This is a genomic window from Micromonospora sp. CNZ286, from assembly GCF_014207755.1.
This window is the reverse complement of the sequence record NZ_JACHIZ010000001.1, coordinates 248358-267606: the sequence shown is the minus strand read 5'-3', so window position 1 is coordinate 267606 and position 19249 is coordinate 248358. Positions and strand designations below refer to the sequence as shown.

At 68.9% G+C, this 19249-nt stretch carries 24 protein-coding genes, 3 tRNA genes and 1 pseudogene; 4 read left to right on the top strand and 24 right to left on the bottom strand.

All coding sequences use genetic code 11. The annotated features are described in order from the left end of the window. Positions 1–28: 28 nt before the first annotated feature. From rplA to FHX31_RS01255, 18 genes are all read right to left on the bottom strand, one after another. Entirely contained in the window at positions 29–745 is a 717-nt protein-coding gene (rplA, locus tag FHX31_RS01340; RefSeq protein ID WP_114918850.1) for a 50S ribosomal protein L1, read from the bottom strand. An 88-nt stretch (positions 746–833) separates the two neighbouring features. Beyond that, positions 834–1265, bottom strand: a complete 432-nt coding sequence (gene rplK, locus FHX31_RS01335; RefSeq protein WP_013288647.1) for a 50S ribosomal protein L11 — start codon at positions 1263–1265, stop codon at positions 834–836. A gap of 188 nt (positions 1266–1453) precedes the next feature. Beyond that, on the bottom strand, positions 1454–2176 hold the full coding sequence (gene nusG, locus FHX31_RS01330; RefSeq protein ID WP_013288648.1) for a transcription termination/antitermination protein NusG: 723 nt from the start codon (positions 2174–2176) through the stop codon (positions 1454–1456). A 35-nt stretch (positions 2177–2211) separates the two neighbouring features. After that, on the bottom strand, positions 2212–2604 hold the full coding sequence (gene secE, locus FHX31_RS01325; protein WP_013288649.1) for a preprotein translocase subunit SecE: 393 nt from the start codon (positions 2602–2604) through the stop codon (positions 2212–2214). 213 nt (positions 2605–2817) lie between these two features. After that, positions 2818–2890 (bottom strand) — tRNA-Trp (locus FHX31_RS01320). 127 nt (positions 2891–3017) lie between these two features. Further along, positions 3018–3410 carry a MaoC family dehydratase gene (locus FHX31_RS01315; protein WP_030269317.1) on the bottom strand — a complete coding sequence of 131 codons (393 nt, stop codon included), beginning with the start codon at positions 3408–3410 and terminating at the stop codon, positions 3018–3020. A 4-nt stretch (positions 3411–3414) separates the two neighbouring features. Next, complete coding sequence (locus FHX31_RS01310; RefSeq protein ID WP_013288651.1) at positions 3415–3861, bottom strand: MaoC family dehydratase N-terminal domain-containing protein; 447 nt, start codon at positions 3859–3861, stop codon at positions 3415–3417. A 120-nt stretch (positions 3862–3981) separates the two neighbouring features. Next, positions 3982–4149 (bottom strand): 50S ribosomal protein L33, encoded by a 168-nt coding sequence (gene rpmG, locus FHX31_RS01305; RefSeq protein ID WP_013288652.1) that lies wholly within the window; start codon positions 4147–4149, stop codon positions 3982–3984. 132 nt (positions 4150–4281) lie between these two features. Then, positions 4282–4354 (bottom strand) — tRNA-Met (locus FHX31_RS01300). A gap of 25 nt (positions 4355–4379) precedes the next feature. Further along, positions 4380–4452 (bottom strand) — tRNA-Thr (locus tag FHX31_RS01295). Positions 4453–4548: 96 nt separating this feature from the next. After that, a complete protein-coding gene (locus FHX31_RS01290; protein WP_013288653.1) occupies positions 4549–7071 on the bottom strand; it encodes a putative bifunctional diguanylate cyclase/phosphodiesterase in 2523 nt (840 codons plus the stop codon). Positions 7072–7121: 50 nt separating this feature from the next. After that, entirely contained in the window at positions 7122–7259 is a 138-nt protein-coding gene (locus tag FHX31_RS01285; protein ID WP_013288654.1) for a hypothetical protein, read from the bottom strand. A 422-nt stretch (positions 7260–7681) separates the two neighbouring features. Beyond that, complete coding sequence (locus FHX31_RS01280; protein WP_013288655.1) at positions 7682–7918, bottom strand: hypothetical protein; 237 nt, start codon at positions 7916–7918, stop codon at positions 7682–7684. Positions 7919–8002: 84 nt separating this feature from the next. Beyond that, positions 8003–8362 (bottom strand): hypothetical protein, encoded by a 360-nt coding sequence (locus FHX31_RS01275; RefSeq protein ID WP_184974727.1) that lies wholly within the window; start codon positions 8360–8362, stop codon positions 8003–8005. Positions 8363–8644: 282 nt separating this feature from the next. Further along, on the bottom strand, positions 8645–9247 hold the full coding sequence (locus tag FHX31_RS01270; protein ID WP_240638541.1) for a hypothetical protein: 603 nt from the start codon (positions 9245–9247) through the stop codon (positions 8645–8647). Between the two features lie 58 nt (positions 9248–9305). Further along, the gene (locus FHX31_RS01265) at positions 9306–10742 is read right to left on the bottom strand and encodes a tyrosine-type recombinase/integrase (RefSeq protein WP_184974724.1); all 1437 of its coding nucleotides are present in this window, start codon (positions 10740–10742) and stop codon (positions 9306–9308) included. After that, on the bottom strand, positions 10739–10924 hold the full coding sequence (locus FHX31_RS01260; RefSeq protein WP_018784531.1) for a helix-turn-helix transcriptional regulator: 186 nt from the start codon (positions 10922–10924) through the stop codon (positions 10739–10741). Before FHX31_RS01260 ends, FHX31_RS01265 begins: the two co-directional genes overlap by 4 nt. Next, a complete protein-coding gene (locus FHX31_RS01255) occupies positions 10921–12702 on the bottom strand; it encodes a replication initiator (protein ID WP_184974720.1) in 1782 nt (593 codons plus the stop codon). The genes FHX31_RS01260 and FHX31_RS01255 overlap by 4 nt, the downstream gene beginning before the upstream one ends. Between FHX31_RS01255 and FHX31_RS01250 the strand changes: the two genes are divergently transcribed. Next, on the top strand, positions 12678–13145 hold the full coding sequence (locus FHX31_RS01250) for a hypothetical protein (protein WP_184977893.1): 468 nt from the start codon (positions 12678–12680) through the stop codon (positions 13143–13145). The genes FHX31_RS01255 and FHX31_RS01250 overlap by 25 nt on opposite strands. Positions 13146–13159: 14 nt before the next feature. On the opposite strand, the gene FHX31_RS01245 is transcribed toward FHX31_RS01250, so the two are convergent. The 5 genes from FHX31_RS01245 to FHX31_RS01225 all read right to left on the bottom strand — a co-directional run bounded on the left by FHX31_RS01245 (position 13160) and on the right by FHX31_RS01225 (position 16451). Continuing rightward, positions 13160–13720: a DUF2637 domain-containing protein gene (locus FHX31_RS01245; protein WP_184974717.1), complete on the bottom strand. Its 561-nt coding sequence runs from the start codon at positions 13718–13720 to the stop codon at positions 13160–13162. Further along, complete coding sequence (locus FHX31_RS01240) at positions 13717–13908, bottom strand: hypothetical protein (RefSeq protein ID WP_184974714.1); 192 nt, start codon at positions 13906–13908, stop codon at positions 13717–13719. The genes FHX31_RS01245 and FHX31_RS01240 overlap by 4 nt, the downstream gene beginning before the upstream one ends. 5 nt (positions 13909–13913) lie before the next feature. Beyond that, positions 13914–14168, bottom strand: coding sequence for a hypothetical protein (locus FHX31_RS01235; RefSeq protein ID WP_184974712.1), 255 nt, complete (start codon positions 14166–14168; stop codon positions 13914–13916). Then, entirely contained in the window at positions 14165–15784 is a 1620-nt protein-coding gene (locus FHX31_RS01230; protein ID WP_184974709.1) for an FtsK/SpoIIIE domain-containing protein, read from the bottom strand. Before FHX31_RS01230 ends, FHX31_RS01235 begins: the two co-directional genes overlap by 4 nt. A 271-nt stretch (positions 15785–16055) precedes the next feature. Beyond that, a complete protein-coding gene (locus tag FHX31_RS01225) occupies positions 16056–16451 on the bottom strand; it encodes a transcriptional regulator (RefSeq protein WP_091426451.1) in 396 nt (131 codons plus the stop codon). 90 nt (positions 16452–16541) lie between these two features. Here FHX31_RS01225 and FHX31_RS01220 point away from each other — a divergent pair, with 90 nt between their 5' ends. The 3 genes and pseudogenes from FHX31_RS01220 to FHX31_RS01210 form a co-directional block, all read left to right on the top strand. After that, on the top strand, positions 16542–17327 hold the full coding sequence (locus FHX31_RS01220) for a S1 family peptidase (protein WP_221487987.1): 786 nt from the start codon (positions 16542–16544) through the stop codon (positions 17325–17327). Beyond that, the gene (locus FHX31_RS01215; RefSeq protein WP_184974706.1) at positions 17324–17821 is read left to right on the top strand and encodes a hypothetical protein; all 498 of its coding nucleotides are present in this window, start codon (positions 17324–17326) and stop codon (positions 17819–17821) included. The genes FHX31_RS01220 and FHX31_RS01215 overlap by 4 nt, the downstream gene beginning before the upstream one ends. A gap of 79 nt (positions 17822–17900) precedes the next feature. Next, positions 17901–18254 (top strand): annotated as a pseudogene (locus FHX31_RS01210) (hypothetical protein); the annotation flags it as partial. 16 nt (positions 18255–18270) lie between these two features. On the opposite strand, the gene FHX31_RS01205 reads toward FHX31_RS01210, so the two are convergent. Further along, positions 18271–19136 (bottom strand): IS5 family transposase gene (locus tag FHX31_RS01205; RefSeq protein ID WP_013474031.1). Its coding sequence is split into 2 segments (ribosomal slippage): positions 18271–18803 and positions 18803–19136, totalling 867 coding nucleotides; the frame shifts between segments, so codons are not numbered across the junction. Between the last annotated feature and the right edge of the window lie 113 nt (positions 19137–19249).

The window sequence follows — 19249 nt, the reverse complement described above, 5'->3', positions numbered from 1 at the left end:
GCGGGGCCCCGTTCGGGAGTACGCGTGCTCAGCCCTCGGCCGAGCCCTCCTGGAAGTTCTTCACGACCTTCGGGTCGACCGGGACGCCCGGACCCATGGTGGTGGTGAGGGTGACCTTCTTGAGGTAGGTGCCCTTGGCCGCGGACGGCTTGGCCCGCAGCACCTCGTCCAGCACCGCGGCGTAGTTGTCCACCAGCTGGTTCTCCGAGAAGGAGACCTTGCCGATGATCAGGTGCAGGTTGGAGTGCTTGTCCACCCGGAAGGTGATCTTACCGCCCTTGATGTCCGAGACGGCCTTGGTGACGTCCATGGTCACGGTGCCGGTCTTCGGATTCGGCATCAGACCGCGCGGGCCCAGGATCCGCGCGATCCGGCCGATCTTGGCCATCTGGTCGGGCGTGGCGATCGCCGCGTCGAAGTCCAGCCAACCGCCCTGGATACGGGCGACCAGCTCGTCGGTGCCCACCTCGTCCGCACCCGCGGCGACGGCCTCCTCGGCCTTCGCGCCGGCGGCGAAGACGATCACGCGGGCGGTCTTACCGGTGCCGTGCGGCAGGTTGACCGTGCCGCGGACCATCTGGTCCGCCTTGCGGGGGTCGACGCCGAGGCGCATCGCGACCTCGACCGTGGCGTCGAACTTGACGTTGGTGGTCTCCTTGGCCAGCTTGACGGCCTCGACCGGGGTGTAGAGCTTCGACCGGTCGATGACATCGGCGGCCTTGCGGTAGCTCTTGCTGCGCTGCATTTCTGGTGACTCCTGTGGTCTCTGGCGGGCGCGCGGCGTACGCGGCCCTCCCACGAACAGAAAGATCGGGCGGAGCGGTGGAGCGAGATCAGTCGGCGACGGTCAGGCCCATCGACCGGGCGGTGCCGGCGATGATCTTCTCGGCCTGGTCGATGTCGTTGGCGTTGAGGTCCGCCATCTTCTTCTCGGCGATCTCGCGCAGCTGGGCGCGGGTGACCGAGCCGACCTTCTCCTTGTGCGGGACGCCCGAGCCCTTCTGCACGCCGGCGGCCTTGATCAGCAGCCGGGCGGCGGGCGGGGTCTTCAGCACGAAGGTGAACGTGCGGTCCTCGTAGACGCTGATCTCGGCGGGGACGATGTCGCCCCGCTGGGACTCGGTCTGCGCGTTGTAGGACTTGCAGAACTCCATGATGTTCACGCCGTGCTGGCCGAGCGCGGGGCCGACCGGCGGCGCCGGGGTGGCCTGGCCCGCCGGCAGCTGAAGCGTGAACGTCTTGACGAGCTTCTTCTTCGGAGGCATGTCTCTTCCTGGGGCTTGGAACTGGGATTCTCGCCGGTCCGCGGGCGCGCACGGTCAGCACGGTGCGGACAGCCGACGTTCTAGGGTAGCGCAGCCGTCGGCCACCCCCCGCGCCGAGGTCGGTGGATGGCGAAACGGCGCACCGGCGGCCACCCCGGGAAGGGGCGGGCCGCCGGTGCCGACGTACGTCAGATCTTGGCGACCTGGTTGAAGTTCAGCTCGACCGGCGTCTCCCGGCCGAAGATCGACACCAGCACCTTGAGCTTCTGCTGGTCGGCGTTGATCTCGCTGATCGTCGCCGGCAGCGACGCGAACGCGCCGTCGGTGACGGTGACCGAGTCGCCGACCTCGAAGTCGAGGACCTTGATCTCGGGCTTGGCCTTCTTCTGCTCGGTCTCGACCGCCGGGGCCAGCCACTTGAGCACCTCGTCGAGACTCAGCGGCGCCGGCCGGTCGGCCCGGTCGGTCGCGCCGACGAAGCCGGTGACCCCCGGGGTGTTCCGGACGCAGGAGTAGGACTCGGCGGTCAGCTCCATCCGGACCAGGATGTAGCCCGGGAAGACCTTCGCCTGGACCTGCGACCGCTTGCCGTTCTTGACCTCGACCTCTTCCCGGGTCGGCACCTCGACCTGGTAGATGAAGTCCTCCATGTCGAGGGAGGTGATCCGGGTCTCGAGGTTGGTCTTGACCTTGTTCTCGTAGCCGGCGTACGAGTGCACCACGTACCAGTCGCCGGGCGCGTAACGCAGCTTCTGGCGCAGCTCGGCGACCGGGTCGAAGTCCTCGTCCGGGGCCGGCTCGGTGGTCGGGAACTCCGGCTCGCTGGCGGCCTCGACCGACTCGTTGTTGGCCGCCGTCGCCACCGTGGACTGCTCGTCCGGGGTTCCGGCGGTCTCGTCGTACTCAGGCACGCTCGCTCACTTCCGTCAGTATCGCTGTCCGCAGGTCAGCTGGACTCGCCGAAGACCCACAGCACCGCCTTGGCGAAGCCGTAGTCCAGGCCGGCCACGATCGCCAGCATCACCGCGACGAAGGTGACCACCACGGCCGTGTAGGTCAGCAGCTCCTTGCGGGTCGGCCAGATGACCTTACGCAGCTCTGCCACGACCTCGCGGAAGAACCGCGCGATGCGGGCGAACAGCCCGATCCGCTCGGTGTCCTTGCGGGTCTTCCGGCCCTCGGCCGGCTCGGCCTGCGCCCGCTTGCGGGTCGCGGTGCCACCCCGGGCGACCGGCTCGTCCGCGTCGGTGGCGTCGTCGTCGGCCACGTCGTCGACGGTCGCGTCGTCGTTCAGACGCTCGTCGCCGTCGTCCTCGCCGCGGCGCTTGCTCTCGGCCACTTCGCCCTCCGTGCGGGTATGGGGTCGCACGCCGGGCGGCGTGCGCGGCGTGTTGGTCACGCCGGCCGGACCAACCGTCCCGCGACGGGCCGCGGCCGGCGGACCGGCCGGGAGGGCCCGAACGCCTCGGAACCACCCCACCGATGCCACCACCACGGGCCGGACGCCGCCGGTGAGGGCGGCGCGACCCACGGAACGGTCAGGCCTGAGGCGCAGGGGTGACAGGACTTGAACCTGCAGCCTGCGGTTTTGGAGACCGCTGCTCTGCCAATTGAGCTACACCCCTGTGCGGCAACTCACCTCCACCCGGACACGCTGTGCCGAGCGGGGGTCACTTGCCCCACGGCGGACCAGTGTACGGGTAGTCGTGCGACTTTCCCAACCGGTCTGCCCCTCGCGCGTCGGGCGAACCCTCAGCGCGTGGTGCGGATCAGTGCCCGAGCCTGCGACAGCACCTTCTCGCCCTGGCAGGTGGCGGTGATGTCGAGCCTGGTCAGGCCCTCTTCGGTGACCTCCTTGACCACCGCTGACACCTCGATCTCGGTGCCCTCGTCGGTGTCCGGGACGACCACCGGGCGGGTGAAGCGGACGCCGAAGTCGACCACCGCGTCCGGCGCGCCGGCCCAGCCGGCCACCGCCCGGCCGACCAGCGCCATGGTGAACATGCCGTGGGCGATGACGCCCGGCAGCCCGACGCCGGTGGCGGTGCGGTCGCTCCAGTGGATCGGGTTGAAGTCGCCCGAGGCGCCCGCGTAGCGGACCAGGTCCGCGCGGGTCACCCGGTACGTCTGGGTGGGCAGCTCCATGTCCTCAGGCCTCCCCGCGTACGACGATCTTGGACCACACGGCGACCACCGGCTCACCGTCCACCGTGCTCACGTCCGTGCGGGTGGTCAGGAAGCCGTGCCCGCCCCGGGTGGTGACCTCCTCGATGGTGTTCACGCACACCAGCTCGTCCCCGGCCACCACCGGCCGGGTGTACGCGAACCGCTGGTCGCCGTGCACCACACGGCTGTAGTCGACGCCGAGCGCCGGGTCCTCGACGATCTGCCGGCTGGCCGACATGGTGACGACCACGGGGAACGTCGGCGGCGCCACCACGTCGGGGTGGCCGAGCGCCCGGGCCGCCTCCGGGTCGTGGTGGACCGGGTCGGTGGCGCCGACGGCGGTGGCGAACTCGCGGATCTTTTCTCGGCCCACCTGGTAGGGGGCGGTCGGCGGGTACGTCCGGCCGACGAAGGACGGGTCCAGGGACATGCCGCCGAACCTACACGGAAAACACGAACGCCGATCCGCCCGGTCGGGCGGCCCGGAGGCCACCCGTCAGGTGGATCGGCGTTCGAGAAGCTGCTGCGGTGCCGGCTGTGCCGGCCGCGGTCAGCGGGTCTCGCGGTGGACGGTGTGCTTGCCGTCCCGGGGGCAGAACTTCTTCAGCTCGATGCGGTCCGGGTCGTTACGGCGGTTCTTGCGCGTGATGTAGTTGCGCTCCTTGCACTCCACACACGCCAAAGTGATCTTCGGCCGGACATCGGTCGCCTTCGCCACGGCGGAGTGCCTTCCTCGCTCACGGATATCAACTACGGCGTGTCAGCGTACGCGCTGACGACGCGGACATGCAAAGTGGGCGCCTGTGGCGCCCATCCCACCGGCCACCGGGCTGGGCCCGGAGGACGAGAGTAGCGGTGGCCGGACTTGAACCGGCGACACAGCGATTATGAGCCGCTTGCTCTGCCATCTGAGCTACACCGCCGTGGCGGGTCCAGCCGGACCCTCTGAGCCCCCTTACGGAATCGAACCGTAGACCTTCTCCTTACCATGGAGACGCTCTGCCGACTGAGCTAAGGGGGCCTGCTCGATCACCCCGGGGGGTGTCGCGCAGGGGAAACAGTACACGACCGCGTCGCGCAGGTGAAATCGGATCCCCCGAGTGCGTGTCCGCCCTGGTCAGGGCACCACTCGCAGGCGCGGCAGCTCCCCCGCGACCACCGTCTCCGGGTCGACCTGGGCGCCGAACCAGGCCTCCAGCCGCTCGTACGGCAGAGGGCGGCTGAACAGGAATCCCTGGCCGATCTCACAGCCGATGTCCTGGAGCAGCTCCAGCGTCAGCTCGCTCTCCACGCCCTCGGCCACCACCGCCAGGCCGAACTGCTGCGACAGCGTCACCACCGCGTTGACGATCGCCAGGTCGCCCGGATCGGTCGCCATGCCCTGCACGAACGACCGGTCCACCTTCACCTCGTGCACAGGCAGCCGGCGCAGTTGCGCCAGCGACGAGTTACCCGTGCCGAAGTCGTCCACCGAGAGGCGGACACCGAGGTCACGCAGGCTGCGCAGGGTGGGTATGGGACGTTCGGTGCCGTCCAGGACACCCGCCTCGGTGACCTCCAGCGTCAGCCGCTGCGGCGGTACGCCGTACTCGGCCAGCAGGTCGCGTACCAGCGCCGGGAAGTGCTGGTCGGTGAGCGTACGCGCGGCGAGGTTGACCGCGACGGACAGCGGCTGTTCGCCGTGGCTCCAGTCGCGGCTGCGCCGCAGGCTCTCCCGGAGCACGAACTCGGTGAGCCGGCCGAGCTGGCCGGTGTGCTCGGCCACCGCCACGAAGTCGTCCGGGGCGACACTGCCGTGCGCCGGGTGCTCCCACCGGGCCAGGCACTCCACGCCCACCAGGCGGCGGTCCCGCAACGTGACCTTGGGCTGGAAGTAGACCTCCAGCTCGCCCTCGTCCAGCGCGCGTTGCAGGTCGCCGGCGAGGCCGAGCCGGCGCAGCGACCGCGACTCCAGCGCCGGGCTGTAGAGCTGCACGCTGCCCGGTACCGACTTGGCCGCGGTGGCGGCCAGGTCGACGCGTTGCAGCAGCGCCACCGCGTCGCTGCCGTGGTCCGGGTGCACGGCCACCCCGACGACCGTGTCCACGTCCAGGGTGAGCGCGTCGAAGACCATCTCGTCGCGGATCTGCTCCCGCAGCTGGGCCGCCAGTTCCAGGGCCGCCTCGGTGCTCTCCAGCCGCAGCGTCACCAGGAACTCGTCACCGCCGGCCCGGCCGACGAGCGCCGAGGAGGGCGCGCAGGAGCGCAGCCGCTCGGCCACCTCCATGAGCACCTTGTCGCCGGCGGCGTGACCCAGCGACTCGTTCACCTGGCGGAGCCGGTCGACGTCGAAGAGCAGCAGCGCCACCACCTCACCCGGGGCGCGGATCTTGACCGCCTCCGCCACCGACGAGGTGAGGCGCCGCCGGTTGGGCAGGCCGGTGAGTGCGTCGTGGTCGGCGTCGTGCCGCAGCCGGTCGACCAGGCGGGAGTTCTCCAGCGCCACAGCGGCGTGCGCGGCGACCGTCTCGAAGACGGGGATGTCGCCGGGGGCGAAGTGGCCGATGTCGCTGAGCCGGTTGGTCACCTCCAGCGTGCCGATCACGGCCTGGCCGGAGCGCAGCGGCACCACGATGGCGTCCTTGACCCGCTCCTCCCCCGCGGCCTGCCGCAACGCCGGATCGCCGCCGAGCCAGCGGCCGATCGAGAGGGTACGACCCTTCTTGTGCACCTGCTGGCGCAGGCTCGCCGGGGTGGGTGCCAGGTCCAGCAGGCCGGGGGTGTCCACCCGAGCGGTGAGCAGCACCTCGGGATGCCGGCCCTGGGCGGGCAGCCAGAGCGTCGCGTACTCGGCCTGCATCAGCGCGCGTACCCGGTCGAGGAGGATGTCGGCGAGTGACCGCTCGGTGCCGGAGGCGAGAAGGCGGGTGAGCTCGTACATCCCGGCCAGCGTGCGGTGCTGGCGGAAGAACTGGGAGTAGGAGCGGTAGACCAGGACCAGGCCGCTGAAGAGGGCGGCGAGCAGCAGCGCCGACCACCACGTCGTCTTCAGGGCGATCAGGACGAGCAGGCCGATCGCCACGTTGATGGCGGCGGTGAGCAGAGCGGTCGGCATGCTGCGCAGCGCGTCCCGCCCGGCCTGCCAGCCCTGGAGCAGCACGTGCACACCGACCACGCTCACGAGGCTGACCAGCGTGACCACGCAGACGGCGAGGAACAGCGAGCCCCAGGTCCCCGGCCCGACACCGCGCAGCGGCGGCAGCGCCAGGAGTACGAGGCTGGCCAGCGAGGTGGCGGCGGCGGCCTTGGCGACGTTGAACCAGAGCTTCGCCGCGCCGAAACGGTGCGAGGCACTCCAGATCAGCACCGAGAGCGTGTAGATCAGTACGACACTCAAGGGCGGCAGGAAGTAGAGCGCCACGATCAGTGGCACCTCGGTGAGCGTCACGCCCACCGACTGGCGCCGGACGTAGACGTTCAGCACCGCGAAGCTGATCCCCGCCATGACGACGAAGAACACGAAGGCGAGCGGCCACTTGCCGAACGGGTGATCCGCCACCAGGGCGATGCAGGTGCTGAAGACCACCGCCAGCAGCGCCAGAGGGGCGGTGACGAGCCAGGCACGTTCCGTTGACCTACGAGGTCGGCCCTGGCTTGCCATGCCCCTCCTACCCGAGACGTCGTCCGCCGGTCGGCGGACGACTCGATGATTCAGCGCGGGGCGTCCATCGTCCAGACGATGTCGGCGAGTTGCGCGCTACTGGTGCCGGGGAGGATGCCGAAGGCGCCTGCGATGGCGGCGAGCACGAGGAGCGAGCCAAGCAGCCGGCCCAGCGTTCGACCAGACATGATTGCTCCTGTCGGGAGATTGCCACAGGGATGGTGAAGGTTTCCCGATCGTGCCACAAGCCTGAGGGGCAGAAAAGCGGAGAGGACCCGCCCAGCCCGAGTAGCTGTCAGGTTCCGCCGTTCGGCCCGGCCACCCACGACACGCAGCCAGGTCATGGGGGTGAAGGGACGTCAGCCGCTTCGTCCATTGCGGATTCCCACCTTCACCCACGAAGGGGATCAAGTCACGCGAAACCCCACACCACCAACCCTGGGTCGCCCGGCCGGCTCGACCTGGCCGATCCGCCCAGTGGACCACCACCGGACCCGCGGGCATTGACCACCATACCTGCCCCTGTCATGAACGCCAGAGGATGATTCGCTCATTCACGCCGGAACCGCTCAGTGGGCTCACCAGGGGCGTCCAGCGCCTTCGGCGTACGTCATCTGAGCATGTCCGTCACGCCGGTGTCCGGATCGACCGCCACGCTGAGCTTGCAGTGCCCCCGGGCTCGGGTCTCGCCACGGGGGACGAAGTCGACGACCAGCAGGCGCTCGGTTCCGCGGAGTCCTCGCACCTGCGCTTCGTACGGCTCGGAGATCTGCCAGTCGTCGATCTGGAACCCGCCTCGGGGCTTGCCGGCGCGCATCCGTCTGGTGAACTCGGCGGTCGCCAGCACCCGAACCTCATCCTGATCCACGACCCAGTATCGATCTACCGGCCCGTCCGCCGGAGGACGCGGCCCGGCGGACCGGTCGCGCGGCTACTGGCCGAAGGTGTACCGCAGATTCGCGTTGATCAGCTCGTTCAGTCGCCTACGCAGATGCCCGAGCAGCGAGGGGTCGGGAAGAGGCTCGGCGAGCAGCAACGTCCACCGAAGCAGAGTGCCTTGATGCCCGTCGGACGCGAGATCGAAGCGCACCTGCGCGTCGGGTCGCTTCGACCACAGCGATGACCAGACGACCAGGTTCGGGCGTTCGCGGCGCAGGATCTGCGGTCGCTGTTCGTCGTCGAGCAACCGAAGCCACGGGCGTGCCGGGTCGCGGTCAGGCTCGCTCAGCGCCTCGAAGACGACGGCCGGCGGAGGCGCTTGACCGCGCATGCGACTGCCCGCTTCGATCATGGCTCAGCTTAACGGCGCAAGCCGACAGGGCTGACGAGTGTCGCACGGCCTGAACGAGAATGGCCCCGGAGCGCGTTTTCGCAACTCACGGGGCCGTTCTTGCACCTGGTAGCGGGTAGAGGATTCGAACCTCTGTAGCTTTCGCGACGGATTTACAGGGCGTCCGCGATCTTGGTCCGACCCCTGCCGCTGAGCTGCCGGTTCACTCCCTCTGGCGGGTTTAGGTCAGTCAACCGCCCACCATCTGCCCACGCCAACGGCAGGTGCCCCAGCCGCCCGCCCTCACGCCTGAGTAGGTAGGTAGTCCCGCCAGAACGGGACGGTCACCTCCGCCTGCTGCCGGTCGTCGTAGGTCCGGTCGAACTCATTGCCGATGTAGTCGAGCAAGTCCGCCCCGTAAACGATGATGTCCCACCCCCACATCGACAGCACAGGATGGCCGTAGCTACCCCGACCGGCTGGCAGAAAGCGGTGACCGTAGACGGGGACCATCTTCGGCGCAGCCAAGAGCACCCGACGGGCCTCGCGGGAAGCCATGTCGCGGGTGCTCGGTCGAGAACCCCAGCGCGGGTCCCACTCGCCGTCCTCAACTCGCTCGATCAGAAAGTCGAGCTCCCAGTTGACATGCATTCGCAGGGCTTCCGGGTCACCGCCCCGCCAGTCGGGCCACGGGTTACTCCACGTCGCGCCGTCCTCCGGCGCGGACGACACTGGAAGCCCAACTGCGAGGAAGGCTCGATGGTCCTCCGCGAACTCGAACCCGAACTTCCGCTCAATGCGAGCAAACTCGGCGTCGGTCAGCCCATCTTCGATCTCGCAGCAGCCCAAGGCGGCGAGGCGCTGAGCCGCCTCAACGCCCATCTTGGCACCAGCCCCGGTAAACACGTCGGAACCGTACCGTGCCGCTTGCCGGTGGGCAGTCGGGACAGCTCGCCGACCATGTTCAGGAGAGCGCATCTGTGATCTTGTCGTTCATGGTGTCGTCGCCGCCGTCGATGCAGTTGGCGTAGACGCGGAGCAGGACGGCGACGCCGTGGCCCAAGCGCCGGGCGACCTCGGTCGGCGGGACGCCGGCATTCAGCCAGAGCGAGGCCGCCGCGTGCCGCAGGTCGTACGGCCGGCGAACGAGCGGCGAGGCGACCTGTGATTCGGTCAACGCCTTCTCCCGGGCGAGCTTCCACCACCTGTCGTAGACCGACTCGGAGAGCGGCCCACCGTGCAGGCCCCGGAAGAACCGGCCATCCGGACCTACCCCGTGGTTCTCGACGTGCGCACACAGTAACTCGACGAGCCGGGGCGGGATCGGGACCGTCCGGGTCTCGGCCCTCCCCCGGTGCTTGAGTCCACGCCGCTCGTGGGAGCCGCCGTCATCGGTCCAGTGGGAGCCGGCGCGCGGCGAGGTGCCGGCGAGCACCAGGCGACCCCAGCGATATTCGATCTTCTCGTGGTCGCAGGACCGGGAAGACTTGACCGCCGCCAGGTCGTCGAAATCCGCGCCGCAGTCGGCGCACCGGCCCGAAAGGTCGCAGTCCTCCCGCCGCAGGTCGGCCGCCTCGGAAGGGCGCATGCCCGCGTAGTAGAGGCAGCCGAAGAACGCGGTGACCTTGTCGGCCCGTTTGCCGAGAGATTTCACCGCCTCCAGCAGGGCGGCAACCTGGGCCGGGTTCGCCACCACCCGCCGGTCGATGGACTGCGCCACCTCGGGGGCGGTCCACTGCACCTTGTCGACCGGGTTGGAGTCGATCAGCTCCAGCTCGACGGCGTACCCGAGCACGTTGTAGAAGGTGGCCCGCTTCCGCTGGACGGTGGAGGCAGCCGCGGGCTTGCCGTCGAGGCGGACGCAGAGGCTGTCGAGGACACGGCGGACCATCGCGGGTGAGTCCAGCTCGACGACCGGCAGGGACGCGGTTTCCAGCCAGGCGAGGGCCGCCGCGTGCTCGGTGGGGATCTCATCGGACCAGCGGCGCGGGTTGAGGCCGTATAGGTACAGCGCCTCGCGGAGCAGGGCGTCAGCCGGTCTGCCCCGCTTGGCCGGGCGGGTCAGGGTCACCGTGATCGAGGTCAACGCCTCGACGATCGACCGCCGGGTCTTGGCCGCCGCCCGGGGCCACTTCATCTCGACGTACGCGCGGCTGTGCGCGTACCAGGTGGTGGTATTCCTGGCTCTGGCCTCGGAGACCGGGCGGCCGGTGGCCGGATCGAAGGGCTCCCCCGCGTTGGCCGCCTGGACCAGCTCGGCGCGGAACGAGTGCGCCAGGGCTTTGGTACGGAACATCTCCTCGAAACGTTGGCTGCTCACCGCCCAGCGGACCCGCCAGGGCCGAGCCTTCCGGTCAGCGCGCTTGCCGATCTCCCAGATCTGGACCTCGTAGCTCTTCACGCCGCGTCCTGCTCCAGCTCACCGAGCCACCGGCCGAGCGCCGACCGGCGGACCCGAAGCTGCCCGTTCGGAAGCTTGATGACCCGTGGCCCCTTTCCGGTCTGCCGCCAGTAGAACCAGGTCGAGCGCGGCACCCGCAGTTCGGCGAGCACCTCCGGCACGGTCAACAACTCCTCGTTCACTGCGGTTCCTCCCCGTCGTGCTGTGCGCTGTGCTGAGTTGCCGAAAGATCTGCGGACCCCTGCGCGGCCCGGTCCTTGGCTGCGAGCAGTTCAGACCGCCAGCGGGCGCGTTCGCTGATCGACCGCATGAGCCGGTGGGCCAGCGGTCCCACGTCGGGGTCGTCGGGTCGGGCGAGTTCCCAGGCGTGCCGGACCCGTTCGGCGGTGTCGCCCTGGTCGTCGACGAGCTGCCCGACTGCGCCGCTGGCGGTGGTGGCACCGAGCAGTGCCCGCACCCAGGCCCGCGCGTCGTGCTTGTGGTCGGCGAGGGTCTTGCCGGACCAGTCGCGGGAGATGAGGATGCGCCGGCCGCCGATGCCGAGGGTGTCGCGTTGGTGGACCTTGCCCTTGCAGCGGCCGGGCTTGAGCTTGGCGTGTGCCTTCTTGGGCTGGACGCCGTAAAGCAGCCAGTTGGCGCACCGCTCGGTGCAGGGGGTGATCCGGAGTTGCTGCCAGAGCCGGTCGAGGTGCTTGCGTTGCCGGTCGGTCGTCGCCTTGTGGACGTCGCCGGTGTGCTTGGTGATGTACTTCGTGACGTACCGGATGGTCCGTTCGGCGTCCTCGGTGCCGGGCATGACGCCGCGGGCGTCGACCTGGGCGCCGAAGCGGACGACGTGCACGGGTTCGGCGTCTGGGTCGTCGTCGATGGCGTCGAGGGCTTCCGTCCAGGTGGTCAGCGGCTCCCGGGTGTCCGGGTCGATCCACGCCGCCTCCTGGTCGTCCCAGACGGGGAGCCGGTCGAGGGTGTACCGCTGGGCGTCGACCGCCGGCCACCAGACCTGGTGATAGGTCGCCGCCGCCACGGTGCGCAGCACGTCCCGGGGGATGGTGCCCCGGATGGCGAAGTGGGCGTGTGGGGCGAGTCGGCGTTGGGGCTCGACGCATCCGGCGTACTGGACGTTCCAGCCCTCGCAGCGGCGGAGGTTCTGCCAGAACCGGTCGAGGAGGCGGGGGAAGTGGACGGCGTCCCAGGCGGCGCGGCGGTAGTCGTACCGGTCGGGGTTGAGCGGGGTGCCATCGCGGCGGACCGGGCCGTAGGAGTCGAGGGTGAGCGTGAGCCACATCGACGGCCGGAAGGTCGAGCCGTCCCGGCCGGTGTAGGTCTTGCCGACGGTGCGCCGCTCGACCTTGCGGCGGGGCAGGTCGGGGGCATCCTGACGCCGGCGGGTGGAGCGCTTGCGCCGGCGGCCGGGCTCGTCGTCCTGATCCTCGTCGACGCTGGCATGGGGTGGCCCGACGCGCCCGCGCAGGCCCTCGGCGGCGATGGCTTCCTCTACCTCGCGGATCGCCTCGTCGAGGTCGGTCACCTGGTCCCACTGGGCGCCGCGTACGGCCTCGTCGCGGGAGAACTCCAGGTGTGCGCGGAAGAGGATCAGGGACTTCTGTGCCTCGGTCGCGGGTTCCGGGCCGGGTAGGGGTTCGTCGTCGCGGTGCCAGCCCTCCCGGATCTGGGCCTGGCGTAGCCGGCGGTTCTTCTTGGCGCAGGGCGCGCACTTGTCCTCGCGAGTCGCGCCGCAGGGCAGGTCGATGACCTCGGTCAGGCCGGTGTCGAGGTCGGTGCGACGCATGGCGAGAGGGCGCACGCAGACGCCGTACTCGGCGGCGATCTCCTTGAGCACGTCGACCGAGCGGGGCAACGCCATGCGGGCCGCCCGCGACCCCGGCCGAGGAGCAGCAGGGGCCGGGGCGGCGGGGGCCAGGCCGGGCAAGGTCGGTGCAGTGGCCGTATCACCGGTCATGCGGCACCTCCCGCCGAGACGCCGAGGCCCGGACCTGGGATGCTCGGCCGGTGATGCGGAGAGGCTGGGCATACCGGTTCGAGGAGGTACCGTGGCCGGAGATCGCTACCCGGTTCCACGACTTCGCCGCGCGGCATCCCGACTTCCAGCACATGGCCGCGATCGTGGACAGCGTCCTTGCCTGCGACGGAGCCTCGCGGCTGGCCGGCCTCACCTCCATGCATGACCTGGTGGTCGCTGCTCGCCCGATACCAGACGAACCGCCGGTCGAGGTGGTGATCGTGCGGTCGCCCTCGTCGGGACGGGTCGGCCCCGGAGGAGTACTGATCGAGCACCGCAGCACGTCCGGCCGGGACGATGTGATCACTCGTCCTAGCGAGGAGGCGATACCGCTGTTCTGGCGATTCATGATCGAGAAGTTCGGCGTAGCGCCGGTGCGGTGAGACCAGGTCGGCAGTCATCGGATGATCCCTACGACCTGGGGACGACTCGGCTGGACGACACCCAGCGAAGGCAGCACTGCGGCCGGTGCCGGGCGGGCCGCCGGAGTGGGCACGAGCGGCTGCTGGGGCTCGGGCTCGGCGACGACCTGCTCAGGAACCTCGTAGGTCCAGTCGACCGGCGGTTGGTCCGGTTCGGGTGCCGGGGCGGGTGCGCTGGACAGGACAACCTTGACCAGGGCGAGGAACGCCAGGGATGGCACGGCGGCCACGATCCAGCCCCACACGGACGGTTCGGCTTCCGCGACCTGGGCGGCGAGGGAGAGCAGGGCGAACGCGACCAGGAGCACGCCGACCAGGCCGACCGGGCGACCGGCGCGACGGCGGGCGCGGATCTCCAGGCCGAGGTAGATCGCCATCAGCTCGACGGCTACCGCGTTGGCCCAGCCGATCCAGTCGGGCTGGCCGTGGGCCACGGTCAGGTCGTGGACATGGGTGAACGCGGCGGCGCCGGCCATGATCCCGATGGCGAGCAGGATCAGCACCCGGATGCCGGACTCGGCTCGGTGGCGGATCATTCGAAGTCGCCTTCCGGGATGCGGATGGTGACGGTGATGCGGATGCGCTGCCCGTCGAGGTCGTCCCGGCGGCGGACCATGTGCGCCAGGCCGTGCAGGGCTGCGGCGAGCCGGGCCGGGGAGCCGTCCAGGTCGATGTTCAGCGGCTTGATGCGGTGGGTGCCGAGGAAGAAGCGCTTGAGGGACATCGGGGCTACCTCCGGTCCGGGGTGACGCGGGTACGGATGTGGTCGGGTGGGTCGCCGAGAGAGGCGACCGCTTCGGAGAGGCAGCGCCACAGCGCCCATGCCTCGTCGGGGGTCAGGTGCATGCGGCGCCGGCCGCGGCCGACGGCGAGATAGACCGGGTACGGGTCGGGCCGGTCGGGGTCGACGCGGACGGATACCGCCGTGCTGCTCGCGCCGTCCGGGTTCGGTGCGCGGAGCCGGTAGAAGGTCGGGGCGGTCACCGCGACTCACCCCCGTCGGCGTCGAGGATGTTGCGCAGCGCGTCCGGCAGCAGCGGCCCGCGACGCTGCCGGGGCAGGGCCAGCCGGACCGGTTCCGGCGTCGACTCGCGGCCGACCTGGGCGAGGATGTCCGCAGCGTCGGCCGGGGCCGCGTACTGCTGGGCCAGTTCCCGGATGTGGTCGTCGGTGACGTACGAGAAGCGGACCCGCATCGGTTCCGGGGTGCCGTCGAGGATCACGTACCCGACGCCCTTGGCCCACCGTGGCATCTGGTCGGCCAGGGCGCCCCGGTTGCGGGCACCATCGCCCAACACGAGGTCGACCTGAGCCGCCTCGGTGAGGCCGAGCGCGATACGGGTCGGGAACAGGTCCCGGAACGGCAGCACCTCTTTGCGGGGATCCTGCAACGCGGCGACCACCAGGACGCCGACGCCGGCACCCTGGGACAGCAGCAGCCCGAGCGAGCCGGCGATGCGCTTACGCAGCTCGACGTCTTGCAGGTACGCGGTGAGCGCGGCCATCTCGTCGATGACGACCACGACCAAGGGGTCAGCCTCGGTCGGAGTGTGCACCCGGACCATGCCGGCGAGCCGGGTCTGCCGTTCCCGCATGACCGCCACGGCCTCGTCGAGGAGGTCAGCCATGGCCTCGAACGACTTGCAGGCGAACCGGGCGAACAGCGGCCGGCCCATGGCGAACTCCATGCCGCCCTTGGGATCGATCACCCACAGCCGGACCAGACCGGACGTGATGCCGCCGGCCAACGCCCGGACCAGCGACCAGAGCACCGAGCCTTTGCCGGACCGGGTGGCCCCGCCGATCAGGACATGCGTCGCGAGCAGGTGTAGGGACCAGGTGCCCAGGTCTTCCCGCCGGGCCAGCGGCAGCGCGGTGAGATCCGGGACGGCAGGGGCGTCGAAAGGCGCCACCACCGGCCGCAGAGCGTCGGTCCGGACGAGCACCAGGTAGACCACGGTCGGCCGGTCCCGGAACCGCACGCGGTCCACCCACCCCAGCAGCAGCGCCCGATAGCCGGTACGGGCCGGCGGGTCGCCGGGCCGCTCGGAGTAGACCCGGGCGTGCCGCCGACCGAAGGCGTAAGCGAGGTTTGCCGTGACCTGTTGAAAGTCGGCCGAGGTCTGCCCGCGCACCATGCGGATGGTCAGCACGTCGAGCGCCTGATCCGAGCGCACGCGCAGCAGCTCGGGTAGGACGGCGCGACGGTTGTACGTCTCGGCCAGGCCGCACAGGGTCATGGCCTCGCGCCACGCCCGCCGATACACGAAGACCTGACGGAACCGGCCGAGCAGCGGCCCGGCGCACCACCGCCACCAGGAAGCCTCATCGCGCCACCGCCACAGGGCCGACACCGCTGACGCCAGGACCAGCGGAACGACCGGGCCCACCCAGCCGTAGTCGGCGTAGAGGACGACGGCGAGCACCGCCAGGCCGACGGTGACCGGGTGGCGCAGGCACCACCAGCAGCCCCGGGCGAGCCAACGCAGCAGCAGGCCAAGCACGACCGCCCACATCGGCAGGACGAACCGCTTCGGCCGGACCACCAGCAGATCCCCAGCGGTCGTCAGCACCACCTCGCCACGCGGTTGGCGCGTCATCGCGCACCCCGCAGCGACACGAACCGACCCGACGAGTCGCGGACCGGAGGGAACGGGAGAACGAGCTGCCCGACGCAGAGCGGGCAGCGGTCGGCCACTCCGCCGGTCGGGTCGAACCTGGACTGACACACGCCGCACCGAGGCTGGGCCGGGGCAGGCGAACGCCTACGCTTGGACATGTCACTACCTCTCTCGACAGAGCAGGGGGAAGAGACAGAGGGCGGGGCTGCCGTCCGCCAAGACCTGACAGCCCCGCCCCCACCTGATGCGGCTACGCCGCCGCCTTCTTGGTCACGCCCGCCGGAGCGCGCATTCCGGTCGCCCGCAGCGAGTACGCCATCCGGTTGTTGTTGGTCACGTACGGCGTGACCGTCATGCCCTCGAACTCCACCGCCTCGAACGGGGCGCCCGTCGGCGGGACCGGCTGGTAGTCCGCCGAGATCTTGACTGTCGTCTCCCGGGAGCGCTTGCCGAGCTCCGGGTCCAGGTCCATCACGCGGACCTGCCACACCCGCTGGCCGGTCAGCTTGTCCTTCGCCGGGCTACGCCGTCCCGTCTTCTCGTCGTAGTCCTCGACCTCACCCAGGGACTCGGGGACCAGGGCGCATCCCGCCGGAAACACGTCCTCACAACGCACGGCGAACCTCGTACCGCCACGCAGAGCCATCGCTCAACCTCCAGGTTGTTGGCATGTCTGCCAAGTTGAGACTCCAAGCTAGACGGCACTTGGCAGACAAGTCAACAAGCTTGAGAGCGGGTGCTTAACTGGGCGACGGAGCATCAAGTTCAGGACAAAGAAGGGCAAGAGAGGTTGAACCAGAATGGAGCGCGCGACCTGTCCTCGGCCAACTCGGCGAGCATGCTCGATGGAGCCATGCCATCGAGAGGCGATGCGAGGTCTGTAAGTCAAGTGGTGCTTGCGCTTGCTCGCATCGAGCCATCAGGGCTGAAAGTTCTTGGAACCGCCTTCGCAGTTGGTCGCAATTTACTTGCCACCGCCCTCCATGTAGTTAACGGCAGCGACGCGAATCTGGTAGCAATAGCGCCGCGATATGAGAGCTTGAACGACTATCAGGACACTTCCGATATTCGAGTGCGCACAATTCCGGCGCGAATAACCGAGGCGGACCCCTTCCGCGACCTTGCCTTACTAGAGATCTCCGAGGGGTTCTTCAATGCCTGCTTTACATTGGCCTCTTCGGATGATGTCGAACCAGGGGATCCTGTGATCACCTTTGGCTTCCCGCACGCCGACGACAACCGACTAGTTCTGACGCAACAGTTGTGCACAGTTGGCGCAAGGGTGCTAATAAAAAACGGCGCCGTAAAAAACAAGTACATTGTATTGAATGCGCAAGCTAGGCCCGGGCAGTCGGGTGGCCCCGCCATTAGTCAAAAAAATGGCTGCGTAGTGGCTATTACGACTGGGAGTTACGCGCACGGCGGCGGGGGGCAGATCGATTTTGTCGGAGTGGATCCATCCACACTCCACCAAACAACCCACGCCGTTTCCGCTGGCTACCTGAAAGGGATGCTGCCATGAGCGGCCTTGCTGAAGCAATCACAGGGGATCCCGCAAAGTGGGTTGGGACTCTCCCCGCCTACCAGCAGGAGATAATAGAGATTATCCTGGCTTCAGGAACACCCTTGAGCGAGGTGCCGGCAGCTTGGCTGGCTGCGGGATACGGCGACAACACCTTTCCATTCGGAACTGGGAATGGCGCCAAAATTTATCTTGAGAAGTTTCAGGATGAAATTCATGACTTCCTATGCTCATCGGACCGCTATGCTGCGGAGCGAGCTGAGGCCATAAAGAATCTCGGCGTCGGACAGGCCGGCTTTGTCGCCACAATTACCGCCGCAATTGCTCCGCACTTGGGCGCCGCTCCTTCCTTCGTCGCTCCAGCCACTGCCGTGACGCTTTGTGTGATTGCCAAGATGGGCCTCAACTCTTGGTGCGCCGTGCAAACGGAACGTCGCGCAGCCAAACAAAGGCAACCATCATCAATTCCCCTCGGAGACGACTCCGCCGAGTAACACTCTAAGAGGCATTGACGCGCGAGTGACACAAGAGCCAATCTGGAATATCTTGCACTCCACAGGGTACTAAGTGGCTATGCCAGCGAAAATCCGGACCCAACCGCGAGGCAAGAGCAGTGATTGTCCTAGACCCGACGACACGACGGTCGAAGCGTTGGGCGAGTTGAGTAAGGCGTTGGAGACGATCCACCGGGTACGGGGCCACCTGTACTCGGCGCATCAACTCGTTGGCGGCGCGGATCTCACCCTCGACCGGGTGGTGAAGCTGCTCCGTGAAGCTGGGCACGACGAGACGGCCGGCCGGGTCGAGCACGAGCTATTGGGACGCAACCTGCTCCCCGGCCGTTGGACCTTCCAAATCATGGAGGAGTTCGACGACGGCTACTACGCGGCGTTCCAAGAGATCGAGCGGGACGCACGGGAGCAGCTAGGGCCTGTCCTGTCGATCATGGAAGCCAGATGATGGCGGCGATGAGGATCAGGCTGGCTCGGTAGAGGGATGCGCGTTTGGCGTAGCGGGTGGCCAGGTCACGCCATTGCTTGAGTCGGTTGAAGCAGCGTTCCACGACGTTGCGTTTGCGGTAGGTCGCCTTGTCGAAGGCGGGTGGTCGCCCGCCGGTGCTGCCCTTGGCGGCGCGGCGGGCGATCTGGTCGCTGCGTTCGGGGATGACGTGCCGGATCCCGCGTTGGCGCAGGGCTCGACGGGTGGAGTCATGGGCGTAGCCCTTGTCCGCGATCAGCACGTCCGGACGTTTGCGGGGCCGGCCCGGTCCGGGCTGGTTGACGCGGATCGCGTCGAGCAGGGCGAGGAGCTGGGGGTTGTCGCCGGCCTGGCCCGGGGTGAGCAGGATCGACAACGGCCGGCCGCGTCCGTCGACTGCGAGGTGGATTTTCGTGCTCAGTCCTCCGCGTGATCGGCCGATGGCCTCGCCATCTTGCGCACCAGGCGTCGCCGGACTTGTCGGGGAGCCCCCTTTTTGCGGGCGCCAGCGGCATGCTGATGCGCCCGCACGATCGACGAGTCGATGCTGATCGTCCACTGCACCGGTGTGCCGTCGTCGTGCACCTGCGCCGCCGCGAGGATCCGATCCCATGTCCCGTCGGCGCTCCACCGACGCAGCCGCTCATGGCAGGTCTTCCACGGCCCGAAACGTTCGGGCAGGTCACGCCACGGCGCACCCGTGCGCAGCTTCCACAAAATCCCGTTGATGACCTGCCGGTGATCTCGCCACCGCCCACGAGCACCGCCCGGCTCCGGTAGCAGCGGCGCGATCACCGCCCACGCCTCATCGGTCAACTCACCACGACGCACCACCGACACATCGTCAACGACCAACCCCTACAAGATCGGCAGGACACGCCCTAGCCGGCGGCCAGCGGCACATCTACGAAGCGGAAATGAAGGAGCGGCGGCGTACCCACGGC